Genomic DNA, 21,695 nt, shown 5'->3' with positions numbered 1-21,695 from the left:
TAAGGTCTAGAATATGTTATTCCTAAAGGGATAGTCCAACTATATAAATACAATTACACACTATTATGCATTCTGTGAGGCTTTCGCAAATTTTGAAAGCGCCTCTGCACCCGCACCAGAATACAACAGTTCTTCTACTGTTTTGAAGGCACTTTCTAAGGTTACCTCTCCATCTTTAGCTAAGTAGTATGCCATGCCCGCATTCAAAATCACTGCAGTAGCACGACCACTTCTATCCTTGCCTTCTAATAGTGAACGTGTTATCTCTGCATTAACTTTTGCGTCACCACCCACAAGCTCATCCGCTGTAGCATAGGTAAATCCGTAATCTTTAGGATCCAATTCATAGGTCTTGAACGCTCCATGATTGATTTCACACACTGTCGTTGTCCCTGTGGCGGTAATTTCATCTAGTCCATCACTACCATATACGACAGCACCACGATGAACGCCTAAGTTAGACAAAACCTGTGCCAAAGGTTCTACTAAGGACCGATCGTATACACCCATCAGCTCTACTGTAGCGCCTGCTGGGTTTGCCAAGGGTCCTAAGATATTAAATACAGTTCTAACCCCCATAGCTTTACGTACAGGACCTGCATATTTCATCGCTTCATGATATACCGGAGCAAACATAAAGCACATGTTCGCTTCTTCTAAAACCTTTTTATTCTGCTCTCCATTGAGTTCTAGTTTCACACCCAATGCTTCTAGCACATCTGCGGCACCACATTTACTGGATACGCTACGATTCCCATGCTTAGCGATAGGAACTCCTGCTGCCGCTAGTAGAATCGCTGACGTTGTAGAAATATTGAACGTACTACTACCATCTCCGCCGGTACCCACGATTTCTACCACTGTATTATCATGTGGCACAGAACCTGCTTTTTCACGCATGACTTCCGCAAAGGCGGTAATCTCTGTAACGCTAGGTCCCTTTGCTTGTAAGCCTCCTAAGAAAGCTGCCATAGGCACTTCCTGTACATCGCCGCTCATAATAGCGTTCATCGTAGCTTTTGCCACTTCATATGGCATATCTTGTCCCTCTGTGACGAGGCGTATTGCTTGTTGAATCATACTCTATATCTCCCTTATATAATCTTATGATGTTCCAAGAAATTCTTAACCATTTGCGTTCCTTGCGGTGTCAAAATAGACTCTGGATGGAATTGTACTCCGTAAATCGGATGCGTTCTATGTTCCATAGCCATAATTTCTCCATCTTCCGTACGAGCCGTTACCACTAGTTCATCTCCTAGGGTATCTTCTAAAACTGCTAAGGAATGATACCGTGCTACGGGGAACTCTTGAGGAATATCTTTCCATAATATGGATGGATAACATTGGGTAGCTACGCTTTGTTTGCCGTGCATGACTTCTTTCGCATATCCTACAGTGGCTCCGAACACTTCGCCCATGGCTTGATGGCCCAAACAAATGCCCAAGATAGGAAACTCGCCTTGGCATGTTTCAAGCAATTCTTCATACACACCTGCATCCTTTGGTCTGCCCGTGCCTGGTGAAAGGATGACACAATCTGGTGAAAGTTCTTTAATTTCTTTCACTGTCATTTCATCACTGCGGATAACCTTAATATCTTTTACTAGAGAGCCAATTAATTGATAAATATTGAAAGAAAAACTATCGTAATGATCGATGAGTAATACCATGTTACACCTCCTGTGCCAATGTGATAGCTGTTACCATAGATTGTGCTTTGTGAATGGTTTCATTGTACTCATTTACAGGCACACTATCTCGCACAATGCCACCGCCGGAACGAACAAAGACCCTTCCCTCTTTTGCCATGGCCATACGAATGCCAATACACACATCCATGTTACCGGAAAAATCCAAGTATCCTACAGCACCACCGTAAACACCACGAGGACTTTTCTCTAATTCTTGTAAAATCTGAATCGCACGAATTTTTGGGGCTCCTGATAAAGTGCCTGCCGGTAAGGTAGCACCGATAGCATCTAAAGCATCAAACTCTTCTCGCAATGTTCCTCTCACAGTACTTGTTAAATGGATAACGTGAGAGAACCGTTGTAGTTGATGTAACGCTTCTACCTGGACGGACCCGAACTCGCAGACTTTACCAATGTCGTTACGTCCTAAATCAACAAGCATATTATGTTCTGCTAATTCTTTTTCATCTTTGCTTAGCTTAGCCTCTTGCGCTCTATCTTCCTCTTCATTCTTACCCCGTGGCAATGTGCCCGCAATTGGGAAAGTATAGACGCTTCTATCTTGCAATTTCACCAAAGTTTCTGGAGAAGCCCCCGTTAATTCCACAGATTTACCACTCATGTAGAACATATACGGAGATGGGTTCATCGTTCTTAGTACACGATAGGCATTGAGTAAACTTCCTTTAAACTTCGCCTCTCTACGGTTGGATACGACCGCTTGGAAGATATCTCCTTCCGTGATGTAGTATTGTGTTTTTCGTACTACCTCTTGGTATTCTTCAGAAGTAAACTCCGAGGTGAATTCACTTTCTAATACACCTCGCTCGATGTGAGCCTCTTCTCCTTCTTTCACTAGGTCAGCTAAGGCTTGTAATTCCAATTGGGTACGCTCATAATTACGCTCTATATCATCTGTACGCACATGACCAATGATATAGATTTTATTTTTGTAATGGTCGAAAGCAATGACCTTATCAAAGAGCATAAGATCCACATCGTTAACCATGCTCGTATCTGTATCAATGATGTGTTGATCCAAGGTAGGTTCTAAGTACCGAATGTATTCATAGGCAAAGTATCCTACAAATCCACCTGTGAAAGTGGGTAATTCTTCAACCCTAGGGCTTTTATATTGTTCCAATATATTTCGAATCTCTTCCGCAGGGTTATGGCATGTGAAAGTACGTGTCATATCTCCCTTGATCGTCATAGTATGGTTTTTGCATGTTACTTCAAGTAATGGATTATACCCCAAGAAGGAATATCGTCCCCAGTGATGCGTGTTGTCTGCACTTTCCAATAAGAATGTGTGAGCGCTCACCTTTTTTAATGCTTTCAGTACAGAGATAGGTGTGCGAATATCCGATAATAATTCCACATACACCGGTACAATGTCATACCCTTGCCCTAATTCTTTTACTATTTCCAATGATGGTTTCATAAGTCCTCCTGCAACAAAAAAACTCGCCCTAGACGTAACTGTCAAGGACGAGTTCATATGCTAAATAACTGCACAACTGTACAGAAAGATTCATATAAATCGCGGTACCACCTTGTTTGAATGCATGCATTCCCCTTTGCAGGATACTATCATATCCCTCACGATTAACGCTCATGGCACGTTATGCTATACTAGGACATATTGTCCGTTCCCCATACCCTCGGTGGTCCATTTAATAGACTGCGTTCTGCGGGGCTCTCAGCTACCCCCACTCTCTGGAAGTGCACGTTCTATTTTTATCTCCACCTCATCGGTTTCGTAGGCGAGTATTAAATTATGTATCAAATATTATCATACTAAGATACATTTGTCTACTGAATAATAACAATTTTCTATAATTTTTTATAGGAATATCCTGTATAACCTATAGATACTCCCTATAGATATGGAAATACTAACTCTAAAAGCTATTTATCTAATATCTACTTTTTACATTTTCTAGCATTAGAAACATAACTTGTAGATACCATAATATAGTAGTTGTAAACCCTTATATTATCTCATTAATCTTATATCTTATACTAGTTGCTTTAAAACCGCCACCTCTACCTGTCCAGGTGCCGATGCTTGTCCCAGTGTGCCAAAGGTCAAACAGTTTCCAAACACATGTCCACAGGTCCGCGTCATCTGTCCTAATTTTCCCATAGACATAGTAATCCGTGGCAATTGTGGATACCGTTCACTTAACTCCTTTGTAAATTGTAACACTGAAAGTACATCTTCATTTGTTGTTGGCATCAAGGCAAACTTAATCACTGCGGCTCCTGCTGATATCATACGCTCTGCATAGATATGTAGTCTTTTTACTTTTGGCGTACTTAGAAAATTATGATAACTCATCACCGTTTGTAACCCTTGATGATGTGCTTCTTTTATAATTTGACCAATTGTATCTGTATAGGCAAATAATTCCACATCCACAGCATCTACTACATTTTGATCCACAATTGCTTGTAATAGGTTACCGTAATTCTCGTTACTTAAGGACGTTTCTCCGCCCTCAGCTAAGGTACGCCACGTAAACAACATAGGCATCTTTTCATATTTAGAATGCACTTCTTCTACCAAATTTACTATTGTGGGTATGTACTCTTCTTCAGATATATGGGAATCCTTCATCCACATATCTGGACGCAACTCGATAAGGTCCACCTTCGCTTGCGCTGCCTCTTGCACCTGTGAAAGTATATCTTCCATCGACGGCCCTACAATAGGAACACAGATACCACATCGATCTCCTTGTATAGGGTCTTGTTGTTGTTTTGATTTCATAGTATTCCGCTCCTAATTATAATCTAAACATATACACATCCATATAGTGCTACCATTATTTATTTTCACAGTCAGATCATATGATATCTAGTATGTCGAATCATTCTTAACGAATAGATTGTCATACTCACTATGTATGGTAACTAAAGATCCTGTAAAATAACTTTTATCAATATACCTAATGACTAGGTTATCCTTAGACATCTTTATGGTTGCTACTACTATACCACATAAACACAATACAATAAAAGCCAAATCACGATGAGCATTCATTCATGATTTGGCTAATACAAATATTCTATCCGTATGTGCACATCATATTCAGTACTGCATAAACATGATACACTTGCACTACTGCTAAAATAACTATTGCTCTGCTTTATCATCAGATGGCGCTGTTTTCACAATAAATGCAAGGGCAATCACATGACCAATCCACACAGCTCCTATAACATACAAAGCTACCGGCATGTTGCGCATACCATAAGCCCCAATGCCCAACAGAATCGATACGGACACTAAAATATTAATCTTAGTGCGCAGTGGCATGCCACTTTTATTTTTAAACGGCTCTACGTAATTTGCATAAAGCTTAGAGTTTACAAACTTCTCATGGAATCGTTTAGAACCTCTAGCAAAACAAAATACGGCGAATAAATAAAACGGTACCGTTGGCAATAAAGGTAATACAACCCCTAAAGATCCTAAGCCAAAGCTAATAGCACCTAATACAATCCAAATATAACGAATCACACCCGTTGATTCTTGTACTTCTTTTGTTATTTCTTCTTTCACTTGTCACCCCTATATACAATATATTCTAATAAGATTACTCCATATTTAAAAATGTTGGAATATCCTCTTTGCTTATACTTTCAACCTTTTTTCGATTCCCTCATACGAGGCATTGCTATTACAAAAAATACATTAGGATGCAAACTTCTCTATATATTGACATAAGATTGCATTCAAATGCAATCTTTATTTAAAATGAATTACTTTTTGCATTCCGATGTAACTTCGAATACGATGAGAATAATCCTTACCAATAAATAGATCGCATTCCTCTATTCCCATACTGGTGCACAGAGCATATGATAATAGAGGATAGCTAACTTGCACAGTTAACTATCCTCTATAGTATATGATTATGTACTGAATGCCAGTCTATCTTCCTATGTAGTTATACACAGGCATAGTCCAATATCTATAAGATTTCTATTCCTTTATCTTAGAACTTGTACGTACCTTGGATACGAGTGTAGTTACCTAATTTAAAGTTTTCTCCGCCGTATAAAGTATCACGTTGTCCAATACCTTTTGCATCGAATGTGTAGAACGCTTCTACCAAGAAATCTTTGCGAGGAACATAGCCACCACCCAATGTAAAGCTACGGATACCATCTAAGTAACGATCAGGTACAGCTCCTGTGCCATTACCACCGAAGAAGGAACCATGAGCGAAGTATTTGTAATCCATGAAGGCATTCCAGCTACCAGGTCTAGTATAGTCAGATTGACCAATGTCAAGACGAGCTGTCCAGAAGTGTGGTGTACCACCCATGGAGTGACCTTTTACTGTGAAATCAGCTGTATTTCGTACATGATCAAAGTTTGTATGTCCGTTCATATAGCGACCGAAATCACTGCGGTTAAAACCATAATCTAAGGAGATAAGAGCATTATCACCGACTTGATATTGTGCACCGATGGCAAAGATATTAGCCAATCGTTTGCTTGTATATGTATCATTAGTAAAGTCTGGAACTTCAGATGTTACATCACCATAAATAGGATCATCTGGATTGATATCTCCAGCCCAATCTGTATTATATCCCGTAATACCTGTATGAGTTACCATCTTAGTTTTCACATGACCTGCTTGAATGGAATGGGCATTATTGTTCAAGGATCGTAAGAACCATGCTTGCAAACCTAAACGAGGGTTAACTTGTGTTTTATATTGTGCAAAAATAGCTCTATCAATTGCAGGTATTGTATCACGTTCAAGTTTTAATCCAGTCACTTTAATTGGTTTTCCAATTACTTTTTCGAGAGCTGCCCTAGGCAAAGTATTTCCTTGTTCAGAAGATCTTAATACTCTAATTAATTCTCTCAAATATAGTTCTGGGAAAAACTGCATTTTGCCTTCGGTGTAATCACTGGTTGTTGTAGCAAAATTCGCAGATTTTAATGTTTCGGCAATATCAACATCATTCATTTTACTGCCTTTACCAGATACGTAGTCTCCTTTTTCAAATATTTTCACAACTCTTTTAAATTTGTACTCCTTGATTGGGTTATCAAGTTTTTTTGCTTCAGGAGCACTTGAAGATACTTTCTTATAATATCCGTCATCAGTAAGAGTATAGGTATCAATATATTTTATTTTGTCATCACGTGAGTCTAAAGAATATTCATTATCTTCAATCCATTGTTTACGCGCAGCCCATTCAGCAGCAGCCTTATATCCTTCTTCAAGCTTAGCTTTATTTTTATCAATGTATTCCTTGCTTAATAAAGTTGGGTCTCCTAAACTTGCGGCAAATTTTGAATTAACAGACTCTAATGATTTACCATACAACTCTTTTAAGATTTCGTTTTTCTCTTTTTTAACAGCTTTTCGGGCTTCTGCTTCATCTTTGTAAATAGTATATGGTGTAAATTTTCCACCAGATGAATAAAGATCCATTTGAGACATTAAGTATGCCTTTGTGCCATTGGCATCTTCTACTTCATACATGATGTTTATAACTTTTCCAGGTTTTTCAGTTCTATATGCTAAGTGAGTAGAGTTAGCTAATTCTGGATATGCTTTACCAACAATCTCAGCCATGCGCTGTACAATCTCAGTACGTTTTGCAGCTCGTTCTTCTTCTGATAAGTTAGACATTGTATTTTCTAAGTCGGTCAATTGCTCTACAAAAAATAGATTTTCGTTCTTACCTTTAAAGTCATTTAAGTATCTTTCCATAAAAGATCCTTTTTGAGGAACTCTTTTTCCATCCTTTTCCTCAATCGGAGTCTTCCACTCATTTCCATACATACCTTCATTGAACGTATTATATAATTGACTATTTAATCCAATAAATTCATCCAATGTTGGTGCTCTAAAATATGTAGCGTACGTACTGTGATTATAGGAAGAGTCTGTAATACCAGTGCTTGCTTTAAAGGAACCAATACCTGTGCGGAATTGACTTCTTTGATCTGTCCACACAGCACGAATTCCATCAAATGTTTTATTAAACCAGTATCCTGTTGTGCCCATGGATTCATGTAAACGACCAATAGAGAAATCCCAACGTCCATTCGTATTCGTTACATCTAAATTTTCTAACCGTTGTTTATTCAGGCCTTTAGATTGAACTGCAGTAGAAGTTGTATCTACAGAGTGATTTCCACTAGCGCTAGCAAGAACTTTCACATTAGTAGTATCATTGATTCTTGCATCTACACCAAAACGAATACGTTGTTCTAACCCATGTTCTTTTTGATCTTTTAAATTATATTCAGCATTTCCTACATATGCAGTACTTGTGTACAAGGATTGTGGACGTTCAGAACCACCATGTGCCATTAAACGTGCACGGTAATCGCCAATAAATTCAGTTCCTTTTTCTTTCTTGGCATCAAATGGTCTTTCTAAGAATTGATGCTCACGTCCCATATCATCGCCATTCACAGTCGCTATAGCTTTATCGACATGAACTTTTGTAATAGGAGTTGTACCATTTATACCATTTGTTACTGTAGAATTTTGTACCTTCGCATCTTGAACTTTACTATCTCCACCTGCTCCGAATTTAAGATTTACACCAAAACGATATACACGAGATTGAGTTGCTCTGTCATCATCACGATGATCAAAGATGTTGTTAACACCGAAGTATACTAATGAATCGTTGCCAAATTTGCGTTGTACCATGGCATTCCATGTACCAAATGATTTTTCTTCGTAGTCATTAGATACATTATAGATTGCACTATCAGAATCAATACCACTAATCCAGTAGTTAGAACGATTTTTTTGTGTATTACTATCAAGCATTTTATGATAATAGTCTGCCCACAGTTGCGCATTCCACTTCTTAGTTTCATAAGTAATACCGAAATCGACTTTGTTAGTTGGACGATCTAATAAATGCGCAGGCATTGTAGAATCAGATTGATTCAACGCTTGCAAGCGAGTCCACCCGAATCGAGTGCTCCATTTAGAACCAAATTTATGTTTCCATTCTAATTGCAAACCAGTAATTTTTGCTTTACCAATATTTTTAAAGCTATAAATTAAATCTGGTGCTTGCATCCATTTATCTTGTTTTGATAATTGTGGTGCCCAGTCTTGTAATTCTCCTGTAAAGTATACGGACATATAGTTACGAATATGGTTTTGGAAAACGCCAATGCGAGCGTAATCATTTTTACCTTCTCCTTCAAAGCTAATGTCGATATTTTTAGATGTTTCAGGTTTTAAGTTTGGATTACCTGCCCAATACCATCCCATTTTTGCAACGCCTTGCGCTACTGGATTGGATGCAAACATTTGCCAATTATACCATAATTCACCCATACCTGGTTCAGAATATCCAGTACCTACATTGGCTTTTAAACGACGATGAGCATTAGAGTTTACATTATAGGTAGCACCTAAGTTCCAAGAGAAATGTGTTCCAAATAAACTACTCTTATCGATACGAAGCGTTGGTTGAACCAATAAATCTTTGTTCACTTGCCATGCATCAGATAAGTAGTAATTACTTTTTTTAATACTACCTTCGCCTTCAGTAATACGTTGTTCACGCTCACGGTATTTTTCTAGGAACTTAACACCTTTATATTTTGGTGCTTTAGCGCGTTCTGCTGGATCTAAGGATTCCCCTTGGGTAAAGTATTTCACATATACCGATGATCCATTTATATTATTTTCTTTTTTTAATGCATCATTGAAATCACGAATTTTTGCCCAGTGTTCATCATCTACACCAAAATCTGTTAAGTTATTGTACCAAGAGGATGGATCTGTTGTTTTAACAGGATCATCTAATTTATGGTCACGGAAGTATTCATAGGTAATCGGTGGAATATCAGTTTCTTTTTCTGCACCATAGTATTCATAATCTTTATCCCAGATTGGTAAACCATCTTTACTTGGTTTAAACTTGTAATCATGGATATGAGAATAAACACGTAAACTATTATCACCAGGTCGACGTTCTAAACGGTCCACGCCTGCTACTAATAAATTTTTATCATAATCCCATGGATCAATATAGCGAGTTTTTACATTAGGAGAACTTTTTAGTCGACTACCAGAACCTGTTTCTTTAGTTTGTGCAATACCCCAACTTAAGGTGTGTTTATCCCCAATCGCAGAGTTTGCATTGAAACGGATATCTGTTTGACGATGGTCTACATCATCAATATAACGTAATTCGTTTTTACCTTCATATTGGGAACGACCAACAAAGTTAATTAAAGAAACATCATTTTCATTGATGCGAGAATGATTCAATTCTAATTTCCAATCGCTGGCACCACCACGACCATTCCAGATCATATTTAAGGTATTACGGTTACTATCACGTTTGAAATGACGTTGAGGCTCCATTGGTGATGTACTATTTTTAACATCCCGTTGTAAGTCTTCTGTAAAACGATTTAAACGTACCTGAATATTATGATCTTTATTGATATCATAAATACCATTAAAGCCAATATCAGAAGTATCACCGTAGAAACGAAGTGCATTAGGTTTAAAGTCTCCTTCTAACTTATCACCTGTATCTCTTCTTTCTTTTGTAGCATATACTGGTAAAATATCACGTTTACTACCAGAGATGGCTACACGAACTTTACCCATTTGTCCAGAATCGGCGCGCAAGAAGAAATTAGTATTACCATAGCCAGTTTCTCCACCTTTTGCACGAGATCCTTCACCATTGATTTGGATAGTTGGTTTTTTAGCCGCTTTTTTAGTGATGATATTAACAACACCACCAATAGCATCAGAACCATATTTAGCGCTAGCAGAACCTTGTACGATTTCAATACGTTCTACGTTCTCTGTGCCTAAGCGCATAACTTCATCAGCTGCACCACTAAATTTAGCCAAGTCGCCTAGTACGGCTTGTCCATCTACTAAAATCAAAGTATGACGGGCTTCTGCACCACGAATGGACACGCCTACACGACCCATGGAGTCCACAGTTTTTGATACACCACTTTCAGTGAAAATGATATCTTCTACTGATTTAGCTTGTTTTTGTTCAATATCCTTTTTAGTAATAATGCTCACTTGTTGTGAGTTATATTTAGCCTCTTCATGAGCTCTATCAGCTGTAACATATACAGATCCCTCAGCTTGTACTGAGTTAGAATACATTAAACCTGGTAGCGCTATCCATGTAGCAATCGCACATGATAGCATGAAGTATTTTTGTTGCTTTCTACGATTTGTCGTCATTGCAATCTACTCCTACATACAAAAAAATTAACACAAATAATAACACAAATGACAAAAAATATCATTTTACTTTTATTTTATACTAATTTATGTATCAAATCCACTCCGAAACGTTTTCAATTAGCCCATTCAGTTATTTTTTGCAAATATTTCTCATTTTTATAATATGATCCTCATATAAATTAGGTTTATTAACATATTTCTATTCCACTACAGAGTATACCTATAAGCCTTCCCCATATAGGTTTAACCAGTAGACACTCTTTTAAGGTGATTCACTAAGGAATATTATCCTACTTACTATTTTATAAGCGCATGGATATCAATACATAAAATGCCTAATGAGTACTAGCGCACTCATTAGGCATTAAAAGTAATCTCTTACATTACGGATATATTAAATTAGTTTGTACTAGAATTTATAAGTACCTTGGATTCTCGTATAGTTACCTAATTTAAAGTTTTCTCCACCATACAATGTATCACGTTGTCCAATAGCTTTCGCATCGAATGTGTAGAATGCTTCTAGTAAGAAATCTTTACGAGGTACATAACCACCACCTACAGTAAAGCTACTGATACCATCTAAGTAACGATCTGGTACTGCGCCTGTTCCATTGCCTCCGAAGAAGGAACCATGGTCAAATCGTTTATAATCGATGAAACCATTCCAACTTCCTGCTCGTTTGTAATCAGATTGTCCAATGTCAAAACGCACTACCCAGAAGCTTGGATTTCCACCCATAGCGCGACCAGTTGGTGTGAAGTTAATACTACCTGGAACATAGTTATACACAGTACGTCCATTCATGAAACGACCGAAGTCAGTTCTATTTTGGCCATAGTCAATGGATACAGCTGCATTACCTGTAGAATATTTCGCCCCAATACCGACTACATTAGCCACTCCTTTGAAAGTCGTACTAGAAGTGCCTAAACCACTAGCAAATTGCACCGTGTTTGTATCATTACCCATAGAACGCAAGTACCACGCAGTAAGGCCTAATTGTTTACCTACCATATGGCGTAATTGTACGTATCCTGCTCGTTTAATCGGTGGAATTACATCACGTTGTAGTACGATACCTTCCGCTGGAATAATAGCACCTGTATATGGAATAAATGCTTCTCGTGGTAATTTACTATGACCATCTGTAGCCTCTAAAGCACTTACTATTTCATTGAAATACTGTGCTACAAGGTATGGATACATGCCTGATTGATACGTTTTCGAGATCGTAGATTCACCTGGTGTGCCTACATTTAAATAGTTCATTTCGTATAATGCATCACCAGCTTTAGCTAAATCTTCATCTTTAAAGGTAATATCTTTCACTGTACCATGTTCACCTACCGAGTTTTTAGCTATTTCCATTGCTCGTTCTTTGTAGGCCTTAATGATTTCTTCTTTATTGGATTCAAACCATTTTTTGAGATATTCTTTTCTATCTTTACCCATTACAGCCGAATCAGAAATTTTCAATTTAAATAGTGGATTATCTAGGTTTGCACCGCTTGGGTTGGCCTTAGGTTTTGTATAAAATGTGTTAGAATCCACTGGATCTTCATAATCTGCATCCTCATCTTCGTCATGATGAATGGATGTACCAGTATATCTAAATTCAATATCCGGCAACTTAATCGGAACCGTAATTTCTTCATCCGCCTTTTTAGCTACATTATATTTCTTAAAGCCTTTATCATGTCCATATGCTTTTAAGGCAATCTCTTGCATACGAGATACTACATCATATTGGGCCTCGATATTGGCATCTAGTTTACTAGTAACTTCTTCAAGTTCTTTTGTTTTTGCATCAATATCTTTTTTGTATTGCGCTTTCTTTTCAGGCGTGTCGGCAATGTATTCATTGTCCATTTCGTCTTTTAAGGTAGCAAGATCACTAGCAAACTCTTCTTTTTTGTCACTTAGTGATTTGTAATCCCCTTGTAAAGCTTTTAACTGTTGATAGAAATTAATTGTATTTGGTGCATCTTTCACCACTTTTTCAACTTTTGCACCACCTACTAATTTTTTTTCTTCTTCAGAAAGACCCGTATAATCGAAGGTTGTACCTACTAATTCATCAACAGTTGGAGGTCGTTTGAATTTAGTGAAAATTGCATGAGTATATGCAGAATCTTCAATACCTGTACTATGACGGAAGTCACCATAACCAATACGCAATTGGTCTTTATCACTAGTCCAAACACTGCGTAGTCCATCAAATTCCTTATTAAACCAATAGCCAGTCATACCAAATTTCTCAGTCAATCGACCGACACTAAAGTCCCATTTAGCATGATGATCAGTGACATCTAATGTTTCCAAACGACTATGAGAAAGTCCTTTAGGCCCTGTTGTGACATGCGATGCATCGACACCTTCTTGACCTTGTGCTGTAGCGACTACTTTTACATTCGTATGATCGCCCATACGAGCATCAACACCTAAGCGTAAGCGACTATGGAAACCATGTTCATTTTTATCTTGTAAGTTTTTCAATGCTCCATCACTAATCGAGCTGACTGCTGTCACACGGTTCGCTGGTCGATCACTACCTAAATGACTATCACCACCAAAGCGGATATCTCCCACTACAGTAACACCTTTTTCTCGATGTTGGTCAAATTGAGATTCTAATACTGACGGCGTTAGAGCTTCTTGAGTTTTCGATACAGCTTGCCCCGTGATAGGAGTTGTTCCATTCATTGCTAAAGCCTTAGCATCAGTATGTTTAGAAGTACTAGAACCATCGGAGCCAAATTTTAAGTTCATACCAAATCGGAACTGACGTCCTTGTAGAGCACGATCATCATCACGATGATTGAATAGGTTGTTCATACCAAAGTACACAAGGGAATCTTTATCGATTTTTTTCTGTACAATCATATTCCAAATACCATAGGTTTTCTTCTTGTACATATCCGCTGTTTTTTTCGTATTGAACTCGTACGTGATAATAGACTTATCATTATTTTTTGGATCCACTTGTGAGGTAATATAGTTACCACCACCAGCAACGGAGTTACTATCAAGCATACCATAATAGTAATCCGTCCAAATATTGCCACTCCAGCCACTAACCTTATCTTCTAATTCCAATCCTAAATCTAGTTTATGCATTGGTTTATCCAACAAGCGTTTCGGCATATCTGGATTAGTTTTATTTACGGCATCTAAATAGGTATAGCCTACTTTTAATTTGGCATGGTCGTTCAATCGTTGTTTCACTTCTAGTTCAACACCATTGACACGCGCTTTTCCGATATTGCGGAATGTATAGAGCATATCTGGTGCATGAGCATATTTTGTAGCACCAAAATAAGTACTTTCATCAAGATATGGATAGAAATCCATTAAATGTCCAGTATTAGCAATGGTCATATAGTTACGAATTTGATTGCGGAAAGCCGTCAATTTCATATAGGTATTTTTATTTTCTCCTTCAAAGGAAATATCTATATTTTTTGACGTTTCAGGTTTCAATGTAGGGTTACCAATCCAATACCAACCTAATCGAGCACGACCACCAGATAAAGGTGCCACATTTGTTACAGTTGGACCGAACATTTCCCAGTTATAGTATAATTCACCCATACCTGGCTCTGTATAACTAGTGCCCACATTGGCTTTCAAGCGACGATGTGCATTGCCACCTACATTGTGAGTAACCCCCATATTGAAAGTCATATGAGAACCAAATAAATCACTATGATCTAACCGCACAATTGGTTGTAATAGAGTGTCCTTATTGATTTGCCATGTATCTTGCAAGAAGAAATGTTGTTTCCGTAATCTTGCACTACCCATCGTTTGTTGGTTAATACGTTTATTGTATTCATCTTTGAAATGACCGCCATTAAATTGAGGTCGAACAATTTTAAAAGATGGATCTTCCATGTAATAGAATAGAGCTAAATAATCTTTATTAATAACTGGCGGCTTTACACCATCAATCGTTTCAGTGCCTTGATGTCCAGGACCATATTTAGCAATCAATTCTTTATTGTATGGAATCTCATTCAATTTGTCATTGAATGCCTTGAATCGTTTCAATGCTTCTGGGTTACGAGACTCCATATTGTTTGGCGTATATCCAGAGTTATACACAAGTCCATGGAATGCCGCTGGGTCTAATCCTGCTTCTGGGTCAAGATAGTTTTTGAAATCTTCATAGGTAAATTCTGGTATACTTGTTTTATCTGTATGATCATAACCATACCACTCTTTTTCTTTATCCCAACGTAATACGCCTTCTTCATTTTCTTTGAAAGAATGGCGATAAATTGTACTATCTGGTTTACCGTGTTTAACAGCTAAACTCTTATCATAATCCCATGGATCGATATTGCGTACCCATGTATGAGGAGCACTTTTTAGACGGCTACCTTCACCGCTTTCAGTTGTGTACCCAAAACCATAAGAAAGTAAGTGATTCTCATTGGCTTGCGTATCTCCAGTGACATTAAAGCTCCATTGTTTATGATCCACATTGTCTACATAGTTCAATGTGTTTTTACCTTCATAATTGCTGCGACCATACTCACTAGTTAATGTGACATCATCTTCTTTCGTACGAGTATAGTTTAATTCAACCTTCCAATTACTTTTTTCATCTTGTCCTGCATAGGAAAGGTTACTTTTATTTCTATCTAAATCACGTTTGTAATGAACTTGTGGTTCATCTTCTGAATTAGTACGTTTTACGAAGCGTTCTAAATCTTCGTTATACCGGTCTGTTGTGAATGTAAACGAATTATTTTGGTTCACATCATAAATCGCAGATAATCCTAAATTTGAGTTTGTACCGTAATACCGTAGAGAGTTTTTAGGGAATTGTTCGTTGACAGTAGCATTACCAAATGGTACTTCTTTTCTTTCTCTTGCAGCATATACAGGAACGATATCACGTTTACTACCGTGAATATTGACACGTAATTTACCTTGTTGGCCTGAGTCAGCACGCATAAAGAAGTTACTATATGGGAACAAACCTTGATCGCCACGAGAACGAATACTTTCACCATTGATGCGGATATTCGCATTTTTATTTGGTTTATTCGTGATGACATTGATTACACCACCAATGGCATCAGATCCATATTTTGCACTCGCTGCGCCTTGGATAATTTCTATGCGTTCTACATTTTCTGTACCTAGCCGTTGCAATTCATCGCCTTGACCTTGGTATTTTGCAAATTCACCCATAACCGGCTGCCCATCTACTAGAATCAATGTATGACGAGGTTCGGCACCACGAATGGAGACACCCACACGACCCATGCTGTCCACTGTACGACTTACACCAGCTTGTGTAAATACGATATCTTCCACAGATTTAGCCTGCTTTTGTTCAATATCTTTTTTAGTAATGATTTGCACTTGTTGAGAGTTATATTTTGCTTCTTCTTGTGCACGATCTGCTGTAACAAATACAGATCCTTCTGCCTGTACAGGTGCTAATCCACCTAGTAGATACGAAGAACAAGCCATCCAACTCATGACTGCACCAGTAAGTATACGTTTCTGATACGGTTTAGTATAATGCATAGCACTCCACCATCTTCCTATAAACACAAATATATATGATAATGTTAATCATTTATATTGTACAACTAAATATGAATCATCTCTACTCCATATGGTTTTCAAATGCTCCATTTGATTTACGAACTGTAAATTATGTGATATTCATCACTATTCATTATTCTATATGTATTCACTACTGTCATCTTAATTTGTAATCCCCAAAATTTAACTTCTACTTTAACCGACACAAAAAGGCTATAGCTGATACTATCAGTCTATAGCCTTTGCGGTAGTATAACTACCATTATTATTCTATTATTTTAACAAAGATTTTAATGCTGCTACTTCTTGTTGCAATCGATCATTTTGTTCTAATAAACGATTTAGCTTTGCCTCTTGCTCTTGCATACGGCGCTCTTGTAGCTCATTGTTAGATTTTACCATTACTAATTCTTCTGAAAGTACTTGCACTGTTGCTGGCGGTGCATATTGTGGCACATCATCACTGCCATGTCCAATTCTAAATGTAACACCACCATTATAGGAGCGTTGCTTTCCAGCAAGGGCAACACCTGCATTAAACATGGTTCCTTCGTCTGTATAATGGGCTACACCTAAAGCAAACCCTGTTTTACCAGAGTTGTGTCCCACACCCGCCATAATTTGTGTAGGCTCTGTCGATTTATACGCCACTGGCTTTAATGCTGCTAAAGCTGCATTCATGGCATCCCCTTCACGACTTTCACTACGAAGTGCCTGTACATCTTGACGAACCCCATTCACCAATGTGTTGGTTTGGTTCATAATGTCACCCATAGTGTTATTAATACTTGTATTCAGCACTCGTTTCAGTTGAGCCACATTAACAGCATCTGTATCTAATGTGCCTGCTGCTACATTATTAATTTGTCGAGTTAATCCTAATTCTGCGTTACCAACGGATACACCACCTAATGAACTTTCCCATGCAGAGGCACCTTGGAAATTAGTTTTAATCGCCTGCATAGCCTCCGACTTTTTCGCTTCGGCGTCAATAATCTTTCCTCGATGCTCAGCAGTTACAATATCTGCCGCATTACGAATCTCAGTAGTAGCACCATAGATACGATCATATTCAGCTGTACGAAGTACGACATTAGACTTGTCGATTGTCTCATTCGCCTCTTTAATAATTGCTTTTTGTGCCTCATAAGCAGCTACATCTTTCACAATGGTACTCATATCCATAGCCGCTTTTGTAGTTGGATCATAGCCCACTGTGAAAGCTTGACCCGATGTAGAGGATAATGCACCTAGTGCAACGGAAGAATCAATGGTACTAGTCGCACCAGAACCTAATGACACACCTTTGGCAGCATGAGACGATGATTTAGACCCCATAGCGATGGAGTCAACCCCATCTGTTGTTGTATTCAAACCGATTGCAATGCTTCGATTCTTGTCTGCTTTACTTTCTTGCCCTAATGCAATACTTTGTATCCCATTTGCCGCGGCATACAAACCTATTGCGGCTGAACCATAGCCTCGTGCTCCTGAGTTACCCTCTTTTCTATCTTTTTGCATACCAATGGAAATAGAATAATGGCCTAGCGCTTGGGAATGTGTACCTAATGCAGAAGAATACGTTCCCTGAGAAATACTTGAAGTACCTACTGCAGTGGAGTAAGAGTTTACAATTCCTCCCACAATGTCTGTATTCGCTCTACTTTGATTACCGATGGCAATGGATCCAATACCACCTGTACTAGCTCCCGTACCGATGGCTGTGGCACCATAAAAGTCTGGGATGTTAATGGGACTTTTTAATTCTGTTTTAGCATCAGCACCGATCGCAACAGATAATCCTGCTTGTGCATTTGCACTTCGACCAATGGCTATAGATCCACGTGCATTTTTATCATTCGTTTTCGCTCCAGAACCGATTGCAATCGTTTCAGCATCTTGTGCTTTTGCACCATAGCCAACAGCCACTGAAGTTGAGCCACTTGCTTTAGATGCATCTCCAAAGGCAGCACTAAAATCACCGGCGGCATTCGATGCATGACCAACGGCCGTCGATTGAATACCCGTTGCATTCGCAAATGCCCCATAGGAAGACGATCGATTACTAGTAGCTGTAGCACTATCTCCTATAGCTGTTGTATGCGTACCAGAAGCCAATGTTTCATTACCAATACTGATAGAACGATCACCGGTAGCACCAAATCGTTTATTGGCCGTCTCATTGATGGCTACACCAATAGAAATAGCACGATTACCTGTCGCATAAGAATCGGCTCCCACTGCCACCCCATAATCTCCACTAGATACAGCATACGCACCTACTACAGTAGTGTTCACATTCGTTGCTTTTGCTTTTGTACCAATGGCCATTGCATCTGTATGTGTTGCCGTTGCATTTAGCCCAAGGGCCGTCGCATTACTACCACTAGCTGTGGAATTAGCGCCTATAGCAACTCCTTGGTTACCTGTTGCATTGGCATTCGCCCCAACAGCCAACGCTACATGACCAGTTGCGCTGGCATTGCTACCACCTACAACAATAGCTGAATCTTCCGCCATTATTGGTGCGGACATTGTACCTAACACAAGAGTAAAAACTGCCAACTTAGACTGATGTTTTTCAAGTTTCATTACTAACCTCTACCTTTTATAATAACTGCTCATTATTTCTATTATCATAATACTAATTTTTTACAACCGCTCTAGGATAGCATATCTCATTTTTATTGTCAATTTAATTCATCTAACTTAGTACAAACGTATTAACTAGCTTATTTTGATTATGTCAGCACAATCAGACCATATCATTATAGCTAACTTTCATTATTACATATCCATAATTCATTGACACTTATCACAGATAGGAATATAATTATAAATAAGTATGAATAGGGCAGTAAGTATTCATGCTTTTGGGTATATTCTATTTTATAGTAAGGAGATTCATTATGAAATTCTTTTCAAAAAGCGCTATGATTGCAGCCTTAGCAGTAACTGCAGCTTTCGGCGTTTCTCAATCCACTGATGCGGCGTACATGTTAAACTCTGAAGTAAAAGATGCAACTCCAGCATTACAGGAAGCAGCTTCCATTGGTGTTCGCACATATGAAAACCCAATGATGAAAGACGCAATGAATAAAGATGCTATCGTAGTTATGTCCTTTGGCACTACTTTCAAAGATACTCGGGCTAAAACAATTGACGCAACAATTAATGAAATCAAAGCACAGCATCCAAATGTAAAAGTAGTAACTGCTTTCACATCCCATATCATTATTGATCGCATTAAAGCTAAAGAAGGTATTACATATCCAACTCCAGAAGAAGCACTAGACCAATTAAAAGCTGATGGTTATACTCGTGTGGCGTTGACAACATTAAACATGATTCCTGGTATGGAATATAACTATGCTGGCGCTGTATTTAACCATCATAAACAAGACTTCAAAAAAATGACATTAGGTTTACCTTTAATGTACTGGATGGGACAAGAAGAGCAACGCGATGATATTGAACAAACGTTAAAAGCATACTCTTCCCAATTCCCAATGATTCAAAAGAAAGATTCTGCTGTATTGATCATGGCGCACGGTACTCCTGATCCATCCAATGCTTATTACGCAGTTATCCAAGATCGTATCGATTCCATGGGATTCAAAAACACTTATTTATACACAGTAGAAGGATGGCCAAACCTTGAAACAGTAATCCCTCAATTGAAAGAGAAAGGTATCAAACATGTTACATTAATGCCATTAATGATGGTGGCTGGTGACCATGCAAACAACGACATGGCTGGTGACGAACCTGATTCTCATAAAAATATCCTTATGAGAGAAGGTTTCACTGTAGATACTTACATCCATGGTGCTGGTGAAAACCAAAAAATCCGTGATATCTTTGCAGAACGTGCTTCCGAAGCATATGATGCATTAGTAAAATAATCATATAACAACATTATAGTAGTAATAACAATAGGGGATACGTATCGTATCCCCTTATTTGAAAGAAAAGAACAATGAACACATATATGAAAATTTGTAGTGCTGTCCTGGTATCTACTGCTCTTCTTTTTGGAGGTTGCGGCAAGACAACCACTACTTCAACAGAAACCACTCGTACTGTATCCTACCAAGATCAGTCCTACACAATTCCCGCTAATCCGTCCAAGGTGGTAGCATTATCTAATTCCATCTCTAAAATGATTTACGCTGTTGGTGGCAAGGCCATCGCCCGTGTAGAAAGCAATGACAAACTTCCTGCTGATATCGAAGCACTACCTAGTGTAGGTCATACTGCTAATCCTAATATGGAACAGCTAGTGGGCTTACATCCTGATTTAGTGTTAGGTTTACCTAGTCAACATGAAAAATTTAAAGGTCAGCTCGATAGCAATAACATCCCCTCTATTTTAATTAATTATGATGGAATCAATGATAATATTCCATTGCTAACATTATTAGGAAATATCTTCCATACAGAAGATAAGGCTACACAAGTTATCGAAGCATACAACAAGAAAATCGAAACTGTAAAATCTGCCGTTCCAAAAGATAAGCCAATAAAAGTGGCTGTACTACGAGCCACTGGTAAATCTGTGACAGCAGAAACTCCATTAGCTATCACTGCTTCTATGGTTAAAGAACTTGGAATCAACAACGTAATAGATCAGCATTTAAAAGATAATGTCACATCTAAAACAGTTCCCTATTCTTTAGAAACATTAACCGTAGATAACCCTGACATCATCCTTGTGGTAACCATGGGTAAGCGTGAAGAAATCAACGCTACCTTCGCCAAAGAAATGACTAGTAACCCAGCTTGGAACCAATTACAAGCTGTTAAAAACGATAAAGTCATCTTCTTACCGTCCCAATGTTTCTTATTGAATCCAGGTTTGGAAACCCCAGAAGCTATGGCTGAGTTAGTCAACATCATTTATGGTGTGAAAGTACAATTATAAACGATAAAATGCATGCTAACGTATATAGCAACCTATATACTGTATAGCATGCATTTTAATTTGCTATCTTATTGTTTTCATTATCAACTGCTTACAAATTGTAAGCAGTTCACTTCCTTTTCGCAGAAAGTTTTAACGTTTTCTCTTCTCCTGACAAGTAGCTAGCGCAATTATTGATCGACTACTTCATCATGCTCACGTCATTAGTATATCTGAAGATTCCTACCGATTACGTCATCATATTCAAATGATGGAGTAATTGT

The 21,695-nt window shown here is 38.2% G+C and carries 11 protein-coding genes; 3 read left to right on the top strand and 8 right to left on the bottom strand.

Annotated features, from left to right (window positions below):
* Nucleotides 1-63 precede the first annotated feature (63 nt).
* The 8 genes from trpD to EO118_RS02735 form a co-directional block, all read right to left on the bottom strand.
* Complete coding sequence (trpD, locus tag EO118_RS02770; RefSeq protein WP_127068528.1) at nucleotides 64-1,080, bottom strand: anthranilate phosphoribosyltransferase; 1,017 nt, start codon at nucleotides 1,078-1,080, stop codon at nucleotides 64-66.
* A 14-nt stretch (nucleotides 1,081-1,094) separates the two neighbouring features.
* On the bottom strand, nucleotides 1,095-1,673 hold the full coding sequence (locus EO118_RS02765; RefSeq protein ID WP_127068527.1) for an aminodeoxychorismate/anthranilate synthase component II: 579 nt from the start codon (nucleotides 1,671-1,673) through the stop codon (nucleotides 1,095-1,097).
* Nucleotide 1,674: 1 nt separating this feature from the next.
* Nucleotides 1,675-3,138, bottom strand: coding sequence for an anthranilate synthase component I family protein (locus EO118_RS02760; RefSeq protein ID WP_127068526.1), 1,464 nt, complete (start codon nucleotides 3,136-3,138; stop codon nucleotides 1,675-1,677).
* 576 nt (nucleotides 3,139-3,714) lie between these two features.
* Entirely contained in the window at nucleotides 3,715-4,470 is a 756-nt protein-coding gene (aroD, locus tag EO118_RS02755) for a type I 3-dehydroquinate dehydratase (protein ID WP_127068525.1), read from the bottom strand.
* 366 nt (nucleotides 4,471-4,836) lie between these two features.
* A complete protein-coding gene (locus EO118_RS02750) occupies nucleotides 4,837-5,265 on the bottom strand; it encodes a YbaN family protein (RefSeq protein WP_127068524.1) in 429 nt (142 codons plus the stop codon).
* Between the two features lie 436 nt (nucleotides 5,266-5,701).
* Nucleotides 5,702-10,936: a TonB-dependent siderophore receptor gene (locus EO118_RS02745; RefSeq protein ID WP_127068523.1), complete on the bottom strand. Its 5,235-nt coding sequence runs from the start codon at nucleotides 10,934-10,936 to the stop codon at nucleotides 5,702-5,704.
* A 412-nt stretch (nucleotides 10,937-11,348) separates the two neighbouring features.
* A complete protein-coding gene (locus tag EO118_RS02740; protein ID WP_240633519.1) occupies nucleotides 11,349-16,487 on the bottom strand; it encodes a TonB-dependent receptor domain-containing protein in 5,139 nt (1,712 codons plus the stop codon).
* Nucleotides 16,488-16,781: 294 nt separating this feature from the next.
* Nucleotides 16,782-19,100: a YadA-like family protein gene (locus tag EO118_RS02735; RefSeq protein ID WP_127068522.1), complete on the bottom strand. Its 2,319-nt coding sequence runs from the start codon at nucleotides 19,098-19,100 to the stop codon at nucleotides 16,782-16,784.
* 341 nt (nucleotides 19,101-19,441) lie between these two features.
* On the opposite strand from EO118_RS02735, the gene EO118_RS02730 reads away from it, so the two are divergent.
* The 3 genes from EO118_RS02730 to EO118_RS08815 all read left to right on the top strand — a co-directional run bounded on the left by EO118_RS02730 (nucleotide 19,442) and on the right by EO118_RS08815 (nucleotide 21,691).
* Nucleotides 19,442-20,413: a sirohydrochlorin cobaltochelatase gene (locus EO118_RS02730; RefSeq protein ID WP_370447321.1), complete on the top strand. Its 972-nt coding sequence runs from the start codon at nucleotides 19,442-19,444 to the stop codon at nucleotides 20,411-20,413.
* Between the two features lie 86 nt (nucleotides 20,414-20,499).
* On the top strand, nucleotides 20,500-21,432 hold the full coding sequence (locus tag EO118_RS02725; protein WP_127068520.1) for an ABC transporter substrate-binding protein: 933 nt from the start codon (nucleotides 20,500-20,502) through the stop codon (nucleotides 21,430-21,432).
* Between the two features lie 169 nt (nucleotides 21,433-21,601).
* Nucleotides 21,602-21,691 carry an ATP-binding protein gene (locus EO118_RS08815; RefSeq protein ID WP_370447244.1) on the top strand — a complete coding sequence of 30 codons (90 nt, stop codon included), beginning with the start codon at nucleotides 21,602-21,604 and terminating at the stop codon, nucleotides 21,689-21,691.
* Nucleotides 21,692-21,695 lie beyond the last annotated feature (4 nt).

The organism is Veillonella sp. 3891 (assembly GCF_003992315.1).
Taxonomy (GTDB): domain Bacteria; phylum Bacillota; class Negativicutes; order Veillonellales; family Veillonellaceae; genus F0422.
This window is presented reverse-complemented; position numbering and strand designations above follow the sequence as displayed.